This is a genomic window from Clostridium akagii DSM 12554 (genome assembly GCF_000686725.1).
Classification (GTDB): Bacteria; Bacillota; Clostridia; order Clostridiales; family Clostridiaceae; genus Clostridium_I; species Clostridium_I akagii.
This window is the reverse complement of record NZ_JMLK01000007.1, coordinates 276,333-293,697: the sequence shown is the minus strand read 5'-3', so window position 1 is coordinate 293,697 and position 17,365 is coordinate 276,333. Positions and strand designations below refer to the sequence as shown.

At 32.3% G+C, this 17,365-nt stretch carries 17 protein-coding genes; 4 read left to right on the top strand and 13 right to left on the bottom strand.

Annotation, left to right across the window (positions count from 1 at the left end; all coding sequences use genetic code 11):
- Positions 1 to 40: 40 nt before the first annotated feature.
- Both BR66_RS26110 and mmuM read right to left on the bottom strand, forming a co-directional pair.
- Entirely contained in the window at positions 41 to 184 is a 144-nt protein-coding gene (locus tag BR66_RS26110; protein WP_169738163.1) for a hypothetical protein, read from the bottom strand.
- A 175-nt stretch (positions 185 to 359) separates the two neighbouring features.
- Complete coding sequence (gene mmuM, locus BR66_RS0103625; protein WP_026881680.1) at positions 360 to 1,298, bottom strand: homocysteine S-methyltransferase; 939 nt, start codon at positions 1,296 to 1,298, stop codon at positions 360 to 362.
- Between the two features lie 157 nt (positions 1,299 to 1,455).
- Here mmuM and BR66_RS0103620 point away from each other — a divergent pair, with 157 nt between their 5' ends.
- Complete coding sequence (locus tag BR66_RS0103620; RefSeq protein ID WP_026881679.1) at positions 1,456 to 1,782, top strand: ArsR/SmtB family transcription factor; 327 nt, start codon at positions 1,456 to 1,458, stop codon at positions 1,780 to 1,782.
- Between the two features lie 54 nt (positions 1,783 to 1,836).
- Entirely contained in the window at positions 1,837 to 2,598 is a 762-nt protein-coding gene (locus BR66_RS0103615; RefSeq protein ID WP_026881678.1) for an SDR family NAD(P)-dependent oxidoreductase, read from the top strand.
- 149 nt (positions 2,599 to 2,747) lie between these two features.
- Here the strand turns inward: BR66_RS0103615 and BR66_RS0103610 are convergent, their stop codons facing one another.
- The 11 genes from BR66_RS0103610 to BR66_RS0103560 form a co-directional block, all read right to left on the bottom strand.
- Positions 2,748 to 3,719 carry a metallophosphoesterase family protein gene (locus BR66_RS0103610; RefSeq protein ID WP_242841103.1) on the bottom strand — a complete coding sequence of 324 codons (972 nt, stop codon included), beginning with the start codon at positions 3,717 to 3,719 and terminating at the stop codon, positions 2,748 to 2,750.
- Between the two features lie 53 nt (positions 3,720 to 3,772).
- On the bottom strand, positions 3,773 to 4,045 hold the full coding sequence (locus BR66_RS0103605) for a DUF2196 domain-containing protein (RefSeq protein ID WP_026881676.1): 273 nt from the start codon (positions 4,043 to 4,045) through the stop codon (positions 3,773 to 3,775).
- Between the two features lie 151 nt (positions 4,046 to 4,196).
- Entirely contained in the window at positions 4,197 to 5,363 is a 1,167-nt protein-coding gene (locus BR66_RS0103600) for an amidohydrolase (protein ID WP_026881675.1), read from the bottom strand.
- A 168-nt stretch (positions 5,364 to 5,531) separates the two neighbouring features.
- Entirely contained in the window at positions 5,532 to 6,734 is a 1,203-nt protein-coding gene (gene preA / locus BR66_RS0103595) for an NAD-dependent dihydropyrimidine dehydrogenase subunit PreA (RefSeq protein WP_026881674.1), read from the bottom strand.
- 44 nt (positions 6,735 to 6,778) lie between these two features.
- The gene (locus BR66_RS0103590) at positions 6,779 to 7,072 is read right to left on the bottom strand and encodes a hypothetical protein (RefSeq protein ID WP_026881673.1); all 294 of its coding nucleotides are present in this window, start codon (positions 7,070 to 7,072) and stop codon (positions 6,779 to 6,781) included.
- Positions 7,073 to 7,237: 165 nt separating this feature from the next.
- Positions 7,238 to 8,605 (bottom strand): dihydropyrimidinase, encoded by a 1,368-nt coding sequence (hydA, locus tag BR66_RS0103585; protein WP_026881672.1) that lies wholly within the window; start codon positions 8,603 to 8,605, stop codon positions 7,238 to 7,240.
- Positions 8,606 to 8,654: 49 nt separating this feature from the next.
- Positions 8,655 to 10,127, bottom strand: a complete 1,473-nt coding sequence (locus tag BR66_RS0103580) for an NCS1 family nucleobase:cation symporter-1 (protein WP_026881671.1) — start codon at positions 10,125 to 10,127, stop codon at positions 8,655 to 8,657.
- A gap of 233 nt (positions 10,128 to 10,360) precedes the next feature.
- Positions 10,361 to 11,599 (bottom strand): Zn-dependent hydrolase, encoded by a 1,239-nt coding sequence (locus tag BR66_RS0103575; RefSeq protein ID WP_026881670.1) that lies wholly within the window; start codon positions 11,597 to 11,599, stop codon positions 10,361 to 10,363.
- Positions 11,600 to 11,674: 75 nt separating this feature from the next.
- The gene (locus tag BR66_RS0103570) at positions 11,675 to 13,024 is read right to left on the bottom strand and encodes an aminotransferase class III-fold pyridoxal phosphate-dependent enzyme (protein ID WP_026881669.1); all 1,350 of its coding nucleotides are present in this window, start codon (positions 13,022 to 13,024) and stop codon (positions 11,675 to 11,677) included.
- 24 nt (positions 13,025 to 13,048) lie between these two features.
- On the bottom strand, positions 13,049 to 14,197 hold the full coding sequence (locus BR66_RS0103565; RefSeq protein WP_026881668.1) for an iron-containing alcohol dehydrogenase: 1,149 nt from the start codon (positions 14,195 to 14,197) through the stop codon (positions 13,049 to 13,051).
- A 177-nt stretch (positions 14,198 to 14,374) separates the two neighbouring features.
- Entirely contained in the window at positions 14,375 to 15,592 is a 1,218-nt protein-coding gene (locus BR66_RS0103560; RefSeq protein ID WP_026881667.1) for a PucR family transcriptional regulator, read from the bottom strand.
- A 365-nt stretch (positions 15,593 to 15,957) separates the two neighbouring features.
- Between BR66_RS0103560 and BR66_RS0103555 the strand changes: the two genes are divergently transcribed.
- Entirely contained in the window at positions 15,958 to 16,857 is a 900-nt protein-coding gene (locus BR66_RS0103555) for a deoxyribonuclease IV (RefSeq protein ID WP_026881666.1), read from the top strand.
- Between the two features lie 141 nt (positions 16,858 to 16,998).
- Complete coding sequence (locus BR66_RS0103550; RefSeq protein ID WP_026881665.1) at positions 16,999 to 17,262, top strand: glutaredoxin domain-containing protein; 264 nt, start codon at positions 16,999 to 17,001, stop codon at positions 17,260 to 17,262.
- The last annotated feature ends 103 nt before the right edge of the window (positions 17,263 to 17,365 follow it).

Here is a 17,365-nt window from a genome sequence, read left to right as displayed (position 1 = left end):
GAAAGAAGATAGCAAGTCAAAGATGCAACGGATAGTTTCTCTAATCTATATCTAAATCTTTAATTACAAAGTTACAAGGTCCACCTTCACAATTCATAACAAACTCGTCATCTTCACCTACAAAAATTTCTTCCGATTTATTAATGTCTAGTTCTTTTATATTTTCATTATTTTCATTTCTCATTTTCATAACCTCCAATATTATTTTTCATCTATATAAATTTTATATTTATCTTTCTTATGTGTCTATTTTAGCATTGTGATATGTATTTGTCAATAATAATTATTAATTAGTATTTAATATTCATAATTATTTTACTTTACATCTAATCAGTGATAAAAAACAACATTTGTTTTAACTATAATTTTCCTTTCCAGCAAGCTATGCCTTTTATATCATCTGGACTCGTCCTGCAACAACCGCCTATTAATTTTGCTCCTTGGTTAAACCATTGTTTTGCATTACACGCAAATGCATCACTAGATGACTCTCCATACCATTCTTTTGCTTCTGGATCATATGTCTCACCGGAATTTGGATACACTACAACAGGTTTTGTAGTGTTTTTTACCAATTCTCTTAGAAGTGATGGAATAAACTGAGGTGGAGTACAATTCACACCAATAGCTACTATATTATCAAAATTCTCTAAAAGCTTGGCACAATCTGAAATCAAACTTCCATCACTTATCTGCAAATCATTTTTAGCACTAAAGCTAACCCAAGCATACACTCCTGGAAATTCCTTAAGCAAGTTTGCAATTGCCCTAGCTTCTACAATACTTGGTATTGTCTCGCAGGCAAGAATATCTGGCTTTGCTTCTATAAGAGCTTTTATTCTTGGTCTATGAAAATCCATCAACTCTTTTTCTGTAAGCTTATAATCTCCACGGTACTCACTTCCATCTGCAAGGAATGCACCATAAGGCCCCACTGAAGCTGCAACTAATGGATATAATCTATTTTCTGAATGTTTTGCTTGTTTCCAAAAATCATCTCTTGCTTTTTTTGCAATTTCAACAGATTTTTGAATAAGTTTTATTGCCTCTTCTTCACTATAGCCTCTTTTAACAAAACCTTCAATTGTAGCTTGATAACTTGAAGTAATAACACAATCCGCACCAGCTACAAAATAATCATAATGCACTTTTTGAATTTTGTTAGGGTTTTCTGCCAATATTTTAGCTGACCATAATGTATCATTTATATCACACCCCCTCTTTTCAAGTTCTGTAGCAAGTGCACCATCTAAAATAATTAAGGCATTGCTATTTAAAATTTTTTCTATTGGATTCATAATTTTTTGCACTTCCTTGTATTTTTATAAATATTAAAAGTATTTTCTCATAATCTCTCTTTAAATACAATAATATTTATTATACTCATTGACTATCCTGAAAAATTATACTACTATTAGTTTAAAAGATTAAACTAATGAACTTATAGGAGGCATAATGAAAAAAGATAATGATTATGAACACATTTTAGAACTTTTTAGAGAATCTGTACCTGTTTTTGATGTGTTATCGGATGTTACTAGGCAGAATATAATAATGCTCCTTGCAGATAAAAAATATGGTTTAAATGTAAATACTATAACTGAGCTTATGCCACTATCAAGACCTGGTGTTTCTCATCATCTAAAAGTTTTAAAACAAGCTGGTATTGTTGATAATAAAAAAAGCGGTACAGAAAATTACTATTTTCTCACTTTAAAAGAGCCCATAGATCGCCTGAAAGATCTTATAACTTCTATAGAAAATAGTTGTACACTTAAATAATTTTTATATAATTAGGTTAACCGCCTAAACTAATAGACGAAAGGAAGATAATTTATGGGTAAAACAGTATTAATTACAGGTGCTTCAAGTGGTCTTGGTTATGAATTTGTAAAATTATTTTCAAAGGATAATTATCACCTTATTTTAGTAGCCAGAAATCTTAAAAGGCTAGAAGAAATAAAAATTGAATTTCCTAGTACAAAAATCACAATAATTTCAAAAGATTTGACAGCTCCTAATGCAGTAAAGGAACTCTATGAGAAAATAAAAGCACAAAAATTTAATGTAGATGTATTAGTTAATAATGCTGGTTTTGGACTTTTAGGTGAATTTGATAAGTTAGACCTTAAAAGACAACTTAATATGATTCAACTTAATATTTCAGTTCTTACTGAATTGACTCATTATGTGCTACAAGAAATGAAATCTAGAAAAGATGGAAAAATAATGAATGTTGCTTCTGTTGCTTCCTTTGAACCGGGACCACTTATGGCAGTTTATTATGCAACTAAGGCATATGTATTGTCATTTTCTGAAGCTTTAGTTGAAGAACTAAAGGGATCTGGAATAACAATTACGACACTTTGTCCTGGCCCTACATCTACTAATTTTGGAAAGGTTGCTTCTGCCGATAAATCAAAAATGTTCAGTAGAGCAATGGCAGCAGATGTTGCAACCAAAATAGGTTACCATGCTCTTATGAAAAATAAACGAGTTGTAATCCCCGGAGCTTCAAATAAAGCCATGGTATACTTAGTTAAATTTATGCCAAGAAGCCTTGTGACTAAAGTTGTTAAATATATTTCGCAACAATAATGCATATAAACCATTAATAAGTTTTTGAAAATTTCCTGCCTAAAAACAATAGAATAGAAGTGGGCCTCTGCAGAGGCCCACTTCTATTCTATTGTTTTGTCCAATGCAAAATCTCCATAAATTGCTTGTACTTGTCACTTATAATAACGTTAAGCTTCCTTTTTATAGGTTTCAAACTTCCCTGGTTTATTTTCATCTAATATATAAACTGTTGCTCCTTTTGAGAGTTTTTCGTTTCCATATCCATTATACCCAGTGCTACGACCATATCCTAGTGTTATTCCATCTAGTTTACCTGCATAATCATTAGTATGGTCATGTCCACAAAAAACTCCATTAACATTACCAACTTTTTTTAAAGAATCAAACAATCCTCTATCACGGCTTTGTACGCATTCCGATTCATTTCTACTTCCATCAAAATTACCACTTAGTCCAACCTTCTTTTGCTGTTGAAGTGGAATGTGAAAAAACATCAATGAAGGTATTTTTTTATGAAACTGTTTTTCTAAATTATCGGATAATCTTTCATACCAATGAACCTGCCTCATAGTTATATAATCATAACCTCTATAACAATAGTCTCCTGAATCCATCATAAATATATTTAAAACTGGAGTAAGATTTTTAGAATCATTAATTAATAGATTATAATCTCCTGACCTGCCTATTACAGTTGAAAATCTTTGACTCATATTATGACTATAAGACATGTAAATTTTCATCTGTTCTTCCCTATTTACGCTACAAAGCTCGCAATCATGATTACCGAGCACCACAGCCCAGGGAATTTTGGTAGCCTCCACTGTACTAGCTATATTGTGGATTGCCTTTTCCGTAGCGCTTCTTGATCTACAATAACGACCATCAATACAATCCCCAGTTATCAATATCAAATCTGGTTTTTCTTTTTCCATAACATTTTTCATTAGATTTATTGTTTTTTCATTTTTCTCCATTCTTTCGTGAAGATCTGTGAATTGAACAATTTTAAAAATACCACTTGCTCTAAATTTAAGCTGAAATTTCTGAGGTAGTTCACTTTCTTTTTTTCTTTCATACATAAAATAAATCAACTCACTAAATATACCTAAAAACTTTTCGAATAAATATTTTAGCAAATTATCATCCCCCGAATAATTAATTTATTTATAATATTCTTTAATATATTATTTTATTTATCTCCATAAAGGATTTTATTATTTCTCACTAAATAAACAACTCTGCCTATAGATGTTTTAGCATTTGTACCCTTTATTTCAACTTTAATTCCTCTGGGATGATCATGTCTAGTAAGCCTTCTAACTACATAACCTTTTGTTAAATCCTCTATTTTACTTGCTGACCTTTGCTTATCCTTCTCACAAATATATACTGTATCACCTATATTAATTGAGTTTATTAATTTACTCTCCAGCGATCTATCCTTAAAATAATCTTTTTCCATTTTTCTCTTCCTCTCATATTCAAATATTTATAGCATACACCTATATTATAATCTACTATATAAAATATTAATACATTTGATAGAAAGAGATTTTTCATTAGCGATCTTAAAATAACGTTATGCTAGATAATAATATGAGTTTTGATGAAAATCACAATAAAAGTGGTTCTTTTACTATATTTCCATTTATTAAAACATATAATGAATTTGCCTTTATATCTAGAGGATTGCCATCAAATATAACTATATCCCCATCCTTCCCAACTTCAATACTTCCTACCCTATCTGAAACACCAATTATCTCAGCAGCATTTATAGTAATTGCTTTTAATGCCTCTTCTTCATCCATTCCGTATTTAACAGCATAGGCAGCGCACATAGGCAGATGTTGTATAGGTATTACGGGATGATCCGTCATAATTGCAATTTTTATACCAGCCCTTGATAAAATCCCTGGTGTTTTAAAATCTTTTTCTTTAAGTTCCACTTTACCTCTTGTTCCAAAAGTTGGACCGATTATAAGTGGCACATTTTCTTTCTTAAGTTCTTCTACAATAAGATGTCCTTCTGTTACGTGATCAAGAGTTATATTTACATCAAATTCTCTTGCAATTCTTAATGCAGTAAAAATATCATCTGCTCTATGTGCATGAGCCTTTAATGGTATTTCCTTATTAAGAACAGGTATTAACGCCTCAAGCCTTATATCAATATCCGGTATTTTATCCTGATTTATTTCTCCCCTTTTTTTCTTTTCTACATAGTCTTTAGCTTTTATTAATGTTTCTCTTAAAAGTGCTGCGGTTGCCATTCTTGTCTGTGGAGTTTGTCCTTTGTGGTTGTACACTCTCTTTGGATTTTCACCAAAAGCAACTTTAATAGCTGCTGGTGCTTTTAAAATCATATCATCGATTCTTTTTCCATAAGTTTTAATAACCGCAAATTGTCCACCTATAACATTTGCACTGCCTGGTCCTGTCATAACCGTTGTTACGCCAGCTTCATAGGCATCTTTAAATGTTCTATCCATTGGATTAATAGCATCTATTGCTCTAAGATGAGGAGTTATAGGGCTAGTCATTTCATTACCATCAGCACCTTCAAAGCCAATAGAATCCTCCCACATTCCCAAATGGCAATGTGCATCAATGATTCCAGGCATAACAAGCAATCCTTGTGCATCAATAACCGTTGCCCCTAAAGGTGTATCTATTTTTTCCTGAATATCAATAATTTTACCATTATCAATTAGTATACATCCATTTTCATAGTTTTTAGCCGCCATGGTAAGTATTTTACCATTTTTAATTAGTATCATTTCACTCATCTTCCTTTCTCGTATAACTCTGCTTGATTGCATTTCATAGCAATCACCATAAAACATAAATACTAAATATAATTTAGCATAATAGGATAAAAAAAACAAACCCCAAATGATTAAAATCTACCATTTTTGTCTAGGGTTTGCTTTTTATAATTTATTATTTTATTTATAAATTTTTTCTCCACTTGAAATAGCATTTACAGGGCAAACATTAATACAAAGATGACATCCAACACAATTTTTTTTAATTAACGAAACTTCCCTGTTTTCACTATTCCATTTTATAGCCTGATGGCCTCCGTCATAGCACGAAATATAACATCTTCCACAGCCAACGCAGATGTCCTTATTAAACTTTGGATAGATAACATAAGTTCTATCTAATTTATCTGCTGTAACTATATTTTTCAAAGCCATACCAACTAGTTCATCCAATTTTTCAAAGCCGTTCTCTTCCATATAAAGACTTAGTCCACTTATTAAATCATCTATTATTCTATATCCATATTGCATTATAGCTGTAGTAATTTGGATATTAGAAGCCCCTAAAAGTATAAATTCAACAGCATCACTCCAAGTTTCTATACCACCCATTCCGCTAATGGGAACATTTTCAAGCCTTTTATTTTGTGCCAATTCATTTATAAATCTTAATGCTATGGGTTTTACAGCCTTTCCTGAATAGCCAGAAACTGCTGATTTACCATTTATAATAGGAAAAGGTGTAAGTGCATCTAAATCTACCCTTGTTATACTTTTTACAGTATTTATTGCCGCGATTGCATCTGCTCCACCTTCAATTGATGCAATGGCTGGTATTATCATATCCCCAAGGTTTGGAGTCATTTTTGACAAAATAGGAAGATTAGTTCCGCGTCTTGTAGCCTGACAATATTTTTTAACTAATTCCGGATTTTGACCAACATCTGCGCCCATAGCCTCGCTTGTCATTTGAGGACATGAAAAATTACATTCTATTATATCTGCTCCAGTTCTAGTTACAAGTCTAGCCAGTTCTGTCCATTCATCCTCATTTTCACCCATTATTGAGGCAACTATCACCTTTGAAGGATAATTTTCCTTTAATTTTTTTAACCATTTCAAATTTTGTTCCAGTGGATGATCTGAAATTTGTTCCATATTCTTAAAACCCATGAAGGGTGTATTTTCTTTGCCTATTACATCAAACCTTGGTGATACCTCACTGGGAATATAAAAACCTATAGTTTTAAATACTACTCCTGCCCATCCCATTTCCAATGCTTTTGCACACATATCATAATTGCTTCCAACTACTGAAGATGAAAGAAAAAAAGGATTTTCACATTTAACGCCGCAAAACTCTATAGACAAATCCTTATTCATTTAAATTTTCCTCCTTTTTTATATTGCTTAAGTTATATATAATTTCATTCCCTATAAATACTCTCCTGAATCATTCTTATCTTTATTGGTCTATCTATTTTCCCTCTTGTACAATTTCTCTGACAATACATTTTATTATCACATGACTCTCCACAAGCTCCATATTTCTCTAATTCTTCCTTTGCTTTTATATTTGCACATTTGTAGTTATCCATCCTTAGTGACATGATTATGCTAGCGGGGTCTTTTTTAGCTGGACATGCTTTGCTACATGGTGGTTCATGACATAAAAGGCATCTAGCAGATTCTTCATTTAACATGATTTTATTTTTATTCATAATTTGCTCTCCTCATATAATTTCTCCTAAACAAATATATCAAACTAACTATTTATTATTTTGAAAGTGCCTAGCCTTTACTTAAATAATGGATGAAAATAACCAGCCAGTATGTTAACATATTTCACATCATACTAGCCGGTTATTTTCCTCATATTTATAAAGTTATTTTCTAGCTTTTCGTTTTAGTAATTTACCCCAGCCAGGCTCACCACAAAATTCTCCATCTTTAAATACTAATTTTCCTCTTGAAAAGGTCATATCCACATAACCATTAAGTTCTAAGCCTTCCCAAATTGTATAATCCACATCAGAATGCATATTATCTTTTGAAACCGTAAATTTTTTATTTGGATCATATATAACTATATCGGCGTCACTACCCACTGCAATTGTTCCTTTTTCAGGTGCACAGCCATATATCTTAGCAGGATTTTTGCAGCATAGTTCAACTACCTTATTTAATGTAATTCTTCCCTTATTTGCTTCGCTTAACATATATGGATACATGTTTTCTATTCCCATACAACCATTAGGAATCTTTGTAAAATCATCTTTTCCCCAATCCTTCTCATAACTTTGGAATGGACAGTGATCTGTAGCAATTGTTGCAATATCGCCACTTTTAATTCCAAGCCATAATGCGTCCTGGCTTTCCTGTGCTTTCATTGGAGGTGAACATACAAAATTTCTTCCATCTTCCCTTTTATATACTTCATTTGTAAAATGTAAATATTGCGGACATGTTTCTGCATAAATCTCATAACCTTCATCTCTAGCTTTTTTAACTTCATCCATGCCTTGCTTATTTGCAAGGTGGACAATATAGAGAGGTGTATTTAATGACTTAGCCCAATGTATTGCACGAATATCAGCTTCTGCTTCAACAAATTCAGGCCTAGAAAGGTAATGATACCAAGCTGAAGTTTTACCTTCTTTTAAGAAATCCTCAGTTCTTGCATCAATGAGATCTGGATTTTCAGCATGTACGGCTATAATTGCTCCAACTTCTTTAGCTTTTTCAAGTACCTTGCATAACACCCCGTCATTAACCATTAGTCCTTCTTTTTTATATACCATAAATACTTTAAAACTAGATATTCCAAATTCTACTGCTGCTTTAAATTCATCCAAAACTTCTGGTCTCAAATCTGTTATTGCCACGTGGAAAGCATAATCAACACATGCCTGTGGTGCACAAAGTGCATCTCTTTCCTTGGCAGTTTGAACAATTCCATGTCCTTTCTGTTGAAGTGCAAAATCAAAGACTGTAGTAACTCCACCACAAGCCGCAGCTCTAGTTCCTGCTTCATAATTATCAGCAGATATTGTTCCACCAAAAGGCATTTGTAAATGTGTATGTGAATCTATGGCACCTGGAAGTACGTATTTTCCTTTAGCATCTATTATTTCAGCCTTTTCGTCTTTTATGTCCTTAGCTATCATAACAATTTTTCCATCCTCAATGCCTATATCAGCTCTAAATGTATCAAAAGCCGTTATAATAGTTCCATTTTTAATTATCTTATCCATTTAACTTTCACCCCATTCCTAATTTTTCAACTTGTCCCTTGCCCCTCTCCTAAACTACTTCTTCCTTTGGCGATGCACTTGTACTTGTAACACTTTTGCCTCTATTTAATAAAAGATAAATTACAAATGATAAACCAAACCCTACAAACCATGCATAGTCTGACACTCCACTTAAACTTGGGACTATCTTACCTATAAGAGCTCCAACGATTCCTAAAATAAGTGCTATTATTGCTCTTGGGTTAAATCCGTTGGTATAAGAATATTCTCCAGTAGTACTATACAAATCCTTTAAGTTAAGTTTTGTTTTTCTACAAACCCAATAATCACAAATTATTATTGCAGCAATTGGTCCAAGTATTCCAGAATAAGTTCCAAGCCATGTGAAAATATATCCTGATGGATCTGCAAGAAGTCTCCATGGCATCATCAATATTCCAATAACACCTGTAATAAGTCCACCCATTTTAAAACTTATACGCTTTGGATAACAGTTTGAAAAATCGTATGCAGGTGATACTATGTTTGCTGCTATATTAACTGAAAGTGATGCAACAACTATTCCAAAGAAACCAACAAGTAATGCAACTGGATTTGTAAATTTAGATATAACTTCAACGGGATCCCACATTGATTTGCCATATAATATAACACTGGCAGAAGTTATAAGTATACCCATTGCAGAGAACACTGTCATTGTTACTGGTAACCCTATTGCTTGACCTTTCATCTGTTGCTTTTGGCTTTTTGCAAATCGAGTAAAGTCAGGTATATTAAGAGATATAGTTGCCCAAAAACCTACTGTACCTGTAAGTGATGGTATAAATACCTTCATAAATTGTCCTGCGTTTGTGAATTTACTTGGTGTACTTAATAGTGGTCCAAACCCTTTTGCTGACACCACCATCCATACAAGTAATATAAGTGCTAAAATCATAACTAGTGGTGCTGCCCAGTTTTCAAATTTTTTGACTATGTCCATACCCTTATATATAATCATCATTTCAATTGCCCAAAATATCATAAATGTAATTCCAGCAGAAAGAGATAGTCCTGCAACTTGAAAGTTTCCTCCAATATGCGAAAAACCTGGAACTAATGATGAAACTAAAACATTTAAAGCACTTCCACCTATAAATGTATTTATTCCAAACCATCCACAAGCAACTATAGCTCTTAAAATTGCTACTATGTTAGCACCTTTAGTTCCAAAGGATGCTCTGGCAAAAACAGGAAAAGAGATTCCATATTTTGCTCCAGGATGAGAATTAAGAAGCATTGGTATTAAAACTATAAGGTTTCCAAGAGTTATTGTAAGTAGTGCTTGAATCCAACTCATCCCAAGTGCAATTAAACTTCCTGCCATTGTGTAGGTAGGAACACAATGTGCCATTCCAATCCAAAGTGCTGTATAGTTGTAGGTATTCCAAGTTCTATCTTTTAACTTTGTCGGCGCTAAGTCATTATTGTAAAGACTACTTGAACTCATGTCTTCATTTAATTCATACATCTCTTCTTTCATTTTTATCACTCCTAATTTTATATTATTTTAACCACTCTAATTTTATAAATCTATTGATGAATCATTGAAAATAAATATATTCCTCTACTTCTTAGGCATCTTCAAAAAAATAACTAGTCAGTATACTAGTCTATTTTGTGTCATACTGCGTTGACATAACCCTTAGATAGCACCACTATCAGCGGGACATGTCTCCTTGTCTGACGCAAAATATCCGTGGCATCTTTGACTTGTTATTTTCTTTCAGATGCCTTATCAATATCTAAAATAGTTTGAAGCAATACATTAGCACCTTTTAGGCAATCATCAAGGGTAGTTTTTTCTATTTCACAATGACTGTTTCCACCAATACTTGGAACAAATATCATGGTTGTAGGAATCATATCAGCTACAAATTGAGCATCATGCCCAGGCCCACTATACATTCTCATATTGGAATATCCATAAAGCTTTGCATTTTTTTCAACTAAATTCACAAATTCTTTATTATAACCTACTGTTTTACGTGACCATAATTCATTGTAGCTAACTTTGCATTTGGCTAGTTCAGAAGGAATTTCTTTAATAACTTCAACCACTTGCTGCACCACAGCTGGATCCTGGTGTCTTGCATCCAATGTAAACTTCACATCATCCGGTATAATTGTATGGACATTTGGAGAACAAATAATTCTACCCGTAGTATAAACTAATTTTTCATCAAGTTTATCAAGTTCTCTGTGCAAATACTGAATAGCCTCAGAAGCTGCAAAAAGAGCATCTTTTCTCATTTTCTGTGGAACGGTTCCAGCATGACCTGCCTCACCTATAAATTCAAATTCATAATTCACCATACCAACAACACCTTCTACAACACCGATATCCATTTTTGCATTTTCAAGCACAGGTCCTTGCTCAATATGAAGTTCTACAAAGGCCATATATTCCTTAGAATTCATTCGATTCTTTTCTTCACCCTTATATCCACTTGCATCTAGTGCTTCACCAAAGGTTATTCCTTCGTTATCTTTTGACGCTAGCATCTTCGCCTTAGCAAATTTACCAGTAATAACACCGGAAGACATCATTGCAGGGTCAAAACGTGCTCCTTCTTCATTGGTCCAAATAATAACTGTAATTGGATGACGGTGCTGAATCTTCTCCGTAGCCATAGTTTCAGCTACTTCCATTGCAGTCATTACACCTAAAATTCCATCATAGTTTCCACCTTGTACTACTGAATCACAATGTGATCCCATTGCAATGCGAGGAAGATTTTCAGATCCCTCAAATGTGGCATACATATTTCCCATATCATCTGTCAATATCTCCCCGCCTGCTGCTTTCATTCTTTTGGAGAATTCAGCTCTTGCATCAAGTGCTGGTTGTGATAAAGATAATCTTGTTATTCCACCTTTTCCCGTATCCCCAAATTTACTAAATGTAACAATCTTATCTTCCAGTCTTTCTCTGTTACAATTTATATTTTCCATTTAATACACATCCCTTTGCATTCTTATATTTGATTATATTTTTGAAATTTCTTTTGCCTTTAAACAAATTTCACGTTATTTTTTTATATATTCATCTACAAAACACATTACTTTATCAAATATTCCCATTGCTTCTCTAAGCTCACCTTCCTTAATAATTAGTGGTGGAGCTATCATTATGTTGTTTTCATGCGAAAAGGTTGAGAACCCTTTTTCTTTTAACATTCCAATAATTCTAGGCATAATTTTTTCTGGATCTTTACCATATGGCACTAGCGCCTGTCGTGTTCCTTTCTCCTTAACAAGTTCCACCGCTGAAAACAATCCAATATATCTTACATCTCCAACTGACGGGTGTTTATCTTTAATACTTTCTAAAAGATCTCCAAGTATTTTACCCATATTTCTACTATTATCAATCAGTTTTTCTTCCTCATAAACCTCTAAAGTGGCAATTCCAGCAGCACAACTAAGAGGATGAGCATTGTATGTTAATCCACACATCAAAGTGTTATCGTCAAAATATTCTGATATTTTTTTATCTACTATTACTCCGCCAAGTGGTACATAACCACAAGTTATCCCTTTTGCAAAAGTAATAAGATCCGGTTTAACATCCCAGTTATTGCAAGCAAACCATTCTCCTGTTCTTCCCCATCCGGTCATGACCTCGTCACACACCATTAGTATTCCAAACTCATCACATACGCCTCTTACGCCTTTAAGATACCCTTTTGGAGGTATTATTACTCCATTACTTCCAGTTACAGTTTCAAGAAACACAGCTGCCACACTTTCTTCTCCTTCGTATATTAACTGTTCTCTTAATTTATCCACATAATATTTTGATGCATCCTCTTCGCTTTTAAATTCGATACCGGCTCTATAAATATATGGATCGAAAAATTTTACAAAACCAGGTATTCCAGGTTCACAAGTATACCTTCTGGGCTCTCCCGTTAGATTTGCAGCTCCGTAACTTGCACCATGATAAGATCTATATCTAGAAAATATTTTATTTCTTCCGGTAAACATTTTAGCTATTTTAATTGCGTTTTCATTTGAATCTGCTCCACCTAGTGTAAAAAATACTTTTCCCATATTATCTGGTGCCTTCTCTATTACCTTTTGTGCAAGTCTAGATCTTACATCTACTGCATAACCAGGTCCCATAAAAGCCATCTTATCTGCTTGAAGTTTAATAGCTTCAATTATTTTTTTATTTCCATGTCCAACATTTAGATTTACGAGCTGAGAGGACATATCAAAATATTTTTTTCCCTCACTATCCCAAAAATAAATTCCTTCTGCTTTTTCAATTACCTGAGGGTTTAAACTTCCCTGAGCACTCCAAGAATGAAGATTATATTTTTTATCTAGTTCCTTTACTTGCTTTGCTGTGATTGTACTCTCTAAAGCTGACATATTTCTTCCCCCTAAATTCTAAAATTAATATATTTTTTCATAAATATCTATGATTTCTTCTAAACTTGGTTTTCTAGGATTTAAAAGCACGCTACCACTGGCAATTGCATCTTTTGCTAAATCCCTGATACTCTCCTTTAAAACTCCAACTTCCTTTAATGATTTTGGAAGTCCCGTTTCCAAAAACAAATTATTTATAGCTTTTATCGCAACAAGACTTCCTTCCCTTGTTGATAATCCTTCAACCTTTTCTCCCATGGCTATTGCAACTTGAAACAATCTTTCTTGGCAAGCTGGTCTGTTAAACTCCATAACCTTTGAAAGTAGTAATGCATTTGCAAGTCCGTGTGCTACATCAAAATAGGCACCTAAAGGTCTAGCCATAGCATGTACTAATGCTACTGAAGCATTACTGAATGCAAATCCCGCATACATTTGTCCTATAAGCATGTTTTCGCGTGCTTTAATATTTTCCCCATCAAGCACAGCTTTTGGTAAATTTCTGCTTATTAGTTCTATAGCTTTAAGTGCAAAAATATCCGTCATAGGCTGACTTGCTTTAGATATGTAAGCTTCTATTGCATGTGTAAGTGCATCCATTCCAGTTGCCGCTGTAACATTCTTTGGCATCATAATGGTAAGGCATGGATCTAAAATTGCAACTTTAGGGAGTATAGCTTCCCCTCCAATAAGCATTTTAATTTTTTTTTCTGTATCGGTAATTACTGTGAATTTACTAATTTCACTACCTGTACCTGCTGTTGTTGGAATTGCAATTATAGGTAGCCCCATATTTTTAAGAATATTTTTTTCATAGTCTGTAATATCCCCAGGATTGGTGCACATAGCACTAATTCCTTTAGCTGCATCTAGTGCACTTCCTCCGCCCAATGCTACAATAGTATCTATACCTTCTGCTCTAGCTATTTCTGTTCCTTTCCTTATAGTTTTTGCGCTAGGATCTGATTCCACTTTATCAAAAACTAAAACTTCCAAATTATTTTTTTTAAGACCCTCAAGCACTTTTTGCAATGCACCGGTTTTTTTTGAAGAACTTCTTCCTGTAACAACCATAATTTTTTTTCCATAACTACCAGCTTGTTTTCCAACTTCTGTTATAGAATCTTTTCCATAAATTATTTTCACAGGACTTTGAAAAATCGAATAGCTCATTTGATCACCTCTATAATGAATATTTATCAATATTCTATTTAATAATTATTGAATTATTAAATTTCATAGGATTATAATATCATATTGGTAATTTAAATCCCATGTCCATGCTAAACAAATATTCATAGTTTTTTTTGTGAACTATTCATGGATTTATGTTTTCACTTTTTATAAAATCTAGTTGAGACCTAAAAAGTGGCCTATTTTAAAACACAATATTATATGAAACATAACCTTATCATCTTTAAGATCACATTCTAATATTTCTTCTATCTTATTTATCCTATATTTCATAGTATTTCTATGAATAAACAATTTTTCAGAAGCCTTTCCTATATTTCTGTTTTCATCAATATATACTTGAAGAGAATTTAATAACTCCTTTGCTTGAAGCTTTTCATATTCCTTTAATTTACCTAATGTGCCATTATACAAATTTATCATTTCATCTTGATTTTCAATCTGGAAAAACATCTTATAAACACCAAGTTTTTTTGAATCACCTATGCTATTTATTCCACTTAATTTTTTAGATATTTCCATTGCATTTTCAGCATCCAGTATCGCGTTTTTAAATCCTTCTAAATCTGAGGCTTCACTGCCTATACCTATACTTACAGTAATATCATTGATATTATCTATTATTTCTTCATTAATACTTCTTGCCATTTCCTCTATAAAATTTCTTTTGGATAGATTTTTATCTACCGCAATCATCAAATAGAAGGAATCGCTTTTTATCATATACATATATTTTTTGTTATATCTTTTTATCACATTATCAATTAACTGTAATATATGCTCTTTAACCTCAACTATTTTTTTCTCTTTGTCTATACCACTTTTTTTTAAATACGTACTAAAATTATCAATATCGGCTACTATTGCATAATAATTTTTTTTTATATTGTATCCATATTTAACGGCTCTTTTTATAGTTTCATCCTTTATAACTGATTTACCAAATATCAATTCATTCATAAAACTATTCCTGGATTCTTCCTTAATTTTACTAGAAAATATCTCCTTGCATATTATGTGAGTAATTTCAATGAGCCTTACCGCAAAAGGTACTTCAAATATTGGAAAATTCAAAGCATCTGCAAGTTCTATAACTTTCCTTGGTGTTGCCTTTATATAAGGTCCAACATTTATAACAAGTCCCGAGAGATTTTTTTTATCTATATCTGTTACTAGCTTTAAAAGTGCTTCCGTATTATCCTTTATTGTTACTCCAGTAATAAATAGAAGTTCTCCGCCTTCTACCCATTCAACTACTTCTGGTATTTCAATTACATGAACCCAAGTTATTATTCTGCCAATTCCACCTTTTCCTGCCACTAATTTCATTTTTTCCATACCTGGCATCTTTAGCATATTTTCACAAGTAACCAAATTATCTCCCCCTTCTTATAAATATTTTGTACCTATATAATAAAAAATTTATATTAAAATTCCGTTTTTTCTTATTAATTATTTTGATAATTTATTAATAATAGTATCTATTTTTTATCAAAAAGTCAATATATTATTGATATTGAAGCTTTTTATACGATATTCCTCATAATTATAAATATATTAGCAATAATAGTTTCATACTATTAATTATTAATTTCAAACTACTTTTTCTAAAGTTAGGCAAGTAAAAGATGCCACATTTATTTCATTTTTAGCTACCTCTTTTTATGCAATATATAATTCTCACTTCATAGAATAAGTGTTACAATAATAGGACAAATTAATTTATAGAGGTGATAAATATGTTGAAAATAGGTTCACACGTTTCAATGAGTGGAAAAAATATGCTTTTAGGTTCTACTGAAGAAGCTATTTCCTATGGTGCTAATACTTTCATGGTATATACAGGAGCACCTCAAAACACTTCTAGAAAACCAATTGCTGAGCTTAGAATTGATGAGGCAATAGACAAAATGAATAGTAATGGTATTGATGAAATAGTAGTACATGCTCCTTATATAATAAATTTAGGAAATAGCATAAAACCTGAAACCTTTGAGCTCGGTGTAAATTTCTTACGGGAGGAAATAAACAGAACTGCTGCTCTGAAAAAAGCGAAACAAATTATTTTACATCCCGGTGCCCATGTTGGTGCTGGTGAAGAAATTGGCATAGCACAAATTATAAAGGGACTTAATGAAGTTATTACAAAGGATCAAACAGTAAATATTGCTCTTGAGACTATGGCTGGTAAAGGTTCTGAATGTGGAAAAACTTTTGAGGAACTTGCTAAAATCATAGATGGAGTAAAGTACAATGAAAAACTTACAATCTGCATGGATACTTGTCATATTAATGATGCTGGTTATGATATTGTAAATAATTTTGATGGAGTACTAAAAGATTTTGACAATATCATAGGACTTGATAGATTAAAGGTAATACATCTTAATGACAGTAAAAATCCTATGGGTAGCAGAAAAGACAGACACGAAATGATAGGTTTTGGTAGTATTGGTTTTGATGCTCTTTGCTACATAGCAAACCATCCGCTTCTGAAAGATATTCCTAAAATTTTAGAAACTCCATATCTAGCTAATGCTGATGGAACTAAAAAACCTCCATATAAATTCGAAATTGCCATGCTTAATAAAAAAATATTTAATAAACATATCAAAGAAGATATTTTTTCAGAAATTTAGACATTATTCCTGTTTTTTATAGAATACCCCTTGAAAATTTACAGGTTTCACTATATTATTAATCTAGAGAATTAATTTAATAACAATTGTTTTATAATAATTGTTATTGTTGTGAGATAATTAAATAAAGGAGTGATTAATTTGAAACCTGTAACTATGTTTATAACAAGTTGGTGTCCTTACTGCAAGCAGGCATTTTCTTTCATGGATGCATTAAAAAAAGAAGATCCCAAATACAGCGATATTGATATTAAAATAATTGATGAAGAACTTGAACCAGAAATTTCAAAAAACTATGATTACTATTATGTTCCTACATATTATGTTAATAATGTTAAGATACATGAAGGAGTTCCAACTAAAGATATTGTCAAAGCTGTTTTTGAAGAAGCACTTCAAAGTTAATTTTTAGATAGAGAATCACTTGGAAGCTAAAATCCAAGTGATTTTTTTTATTTGTTCTCATCGTTAGAATAAGTTTTACTATAGCTTCTTTATATAGCATGCT

What these genes read in the sequence shown, in the direction of transcription:
- BR66_RS26110 (WP_169738163.1), bottom strand. Translation starts at nt 184, where the DNA reads ATGAGAAATGAAAATAATGAAAATATAAAAGAACTAGACATTAATAAA.
- mmuM (WP_026881680.1), bottom strand. Translation starts at nt 1,298, where the DNA reads ATGAATCCAATAGAAAAAATTTTAAATAGCAATGCCTTAATTATTTTA.
- BR66_RS0103620 (WP_026881679.1), top strand. Translation starts at nt 1,456, where the DNA reads ATGAAAAAAGATAATGATTATGAACACATTTTAGAACTTTTTAGAGAA.
- BR66_RS0103615 (WP_026881678.1), top strand. Translation starts at nt 1,837, where the DNA reads ATGGGTAAAACAGTATTAATTACAGGTGCTTCAAGTGGTCTTGGTTAT.
- BR66_RS0103605 (WP_026881676.1), bottom strand. Translation starts at nt 4,045, where the DNA reads ATGGAAAAAGATTATTTTAAGGATAGATCGCTGGAGAGTAAATTAATA.
- BR66_RS0103600 (WP_026881675.1), bottom strand. Translation starts at nt 5,363, where the DNA reads ATGATACTAATTAAAAATGGTAAAATACTTACCATGGCGGCTAAAAAC.
- preA (WP_026881674.1), bottom strand. Translation starts at nt 6,734, where the DNA reads ATGAATAAGGATTTGTCTATAGAGTTTTGCGGCGTTAAATGTGAAAAT.
- BR66_RS0103590 (WP_026881673.1), bottom strand. Translation starts at nt 7,072, where the DNA reads ATGAATAAAAATAAAATCATGTTAAATGAAGAATCTGCTAGATGCCTT.
- hydA (WP_026881672.1), bottom strand. Translation starts at nt 8,605, where the DNA reads ATGGATAAGATAATTAAAAATGGAACTATTATAACGGCTTTTGATACA.
- BR66_RS0103580 (WP_026881671.1), bottom strand. Translation starts at nt 10,127, where the DNA reads ATGAAAGAAGAGATGTATGAATTAAATGAAGACATGAGTTCAAGTAGT.
- BR66_RS0103575 (WP_026881670.1), bottom strand. Translation starts at nt 11,599, where the DNA reads ATGGAAAATATAAATTGTAACAGAGAAAGACTGGAAGATAAGATTGTT.
- BR66_RS0103570 (WP_026881669.1), bottom strand. Translation starts at nt 13,024, where the DNA reads ATGTCAGCTTTAGAGAGTACAATCACAGCAAAGCAAGTAAAGGAACTA.
- BR66_RS0103565 (WP_026881668.1), bottom strand. Translation starts at nt 14,197, where the DNA reads ATGAGCTATTCGATTTTTCAAAGTCCTGTGAAAATAATTTATGGAAAA.
- BR66_RS0103555 (WP_026881666.1), top strand. Translation starts at nt 15,958, where the DNA reads ATGTTGAAAATAGGTTCACACGTTTCAATGAGTGGAAAAAATATGCTT.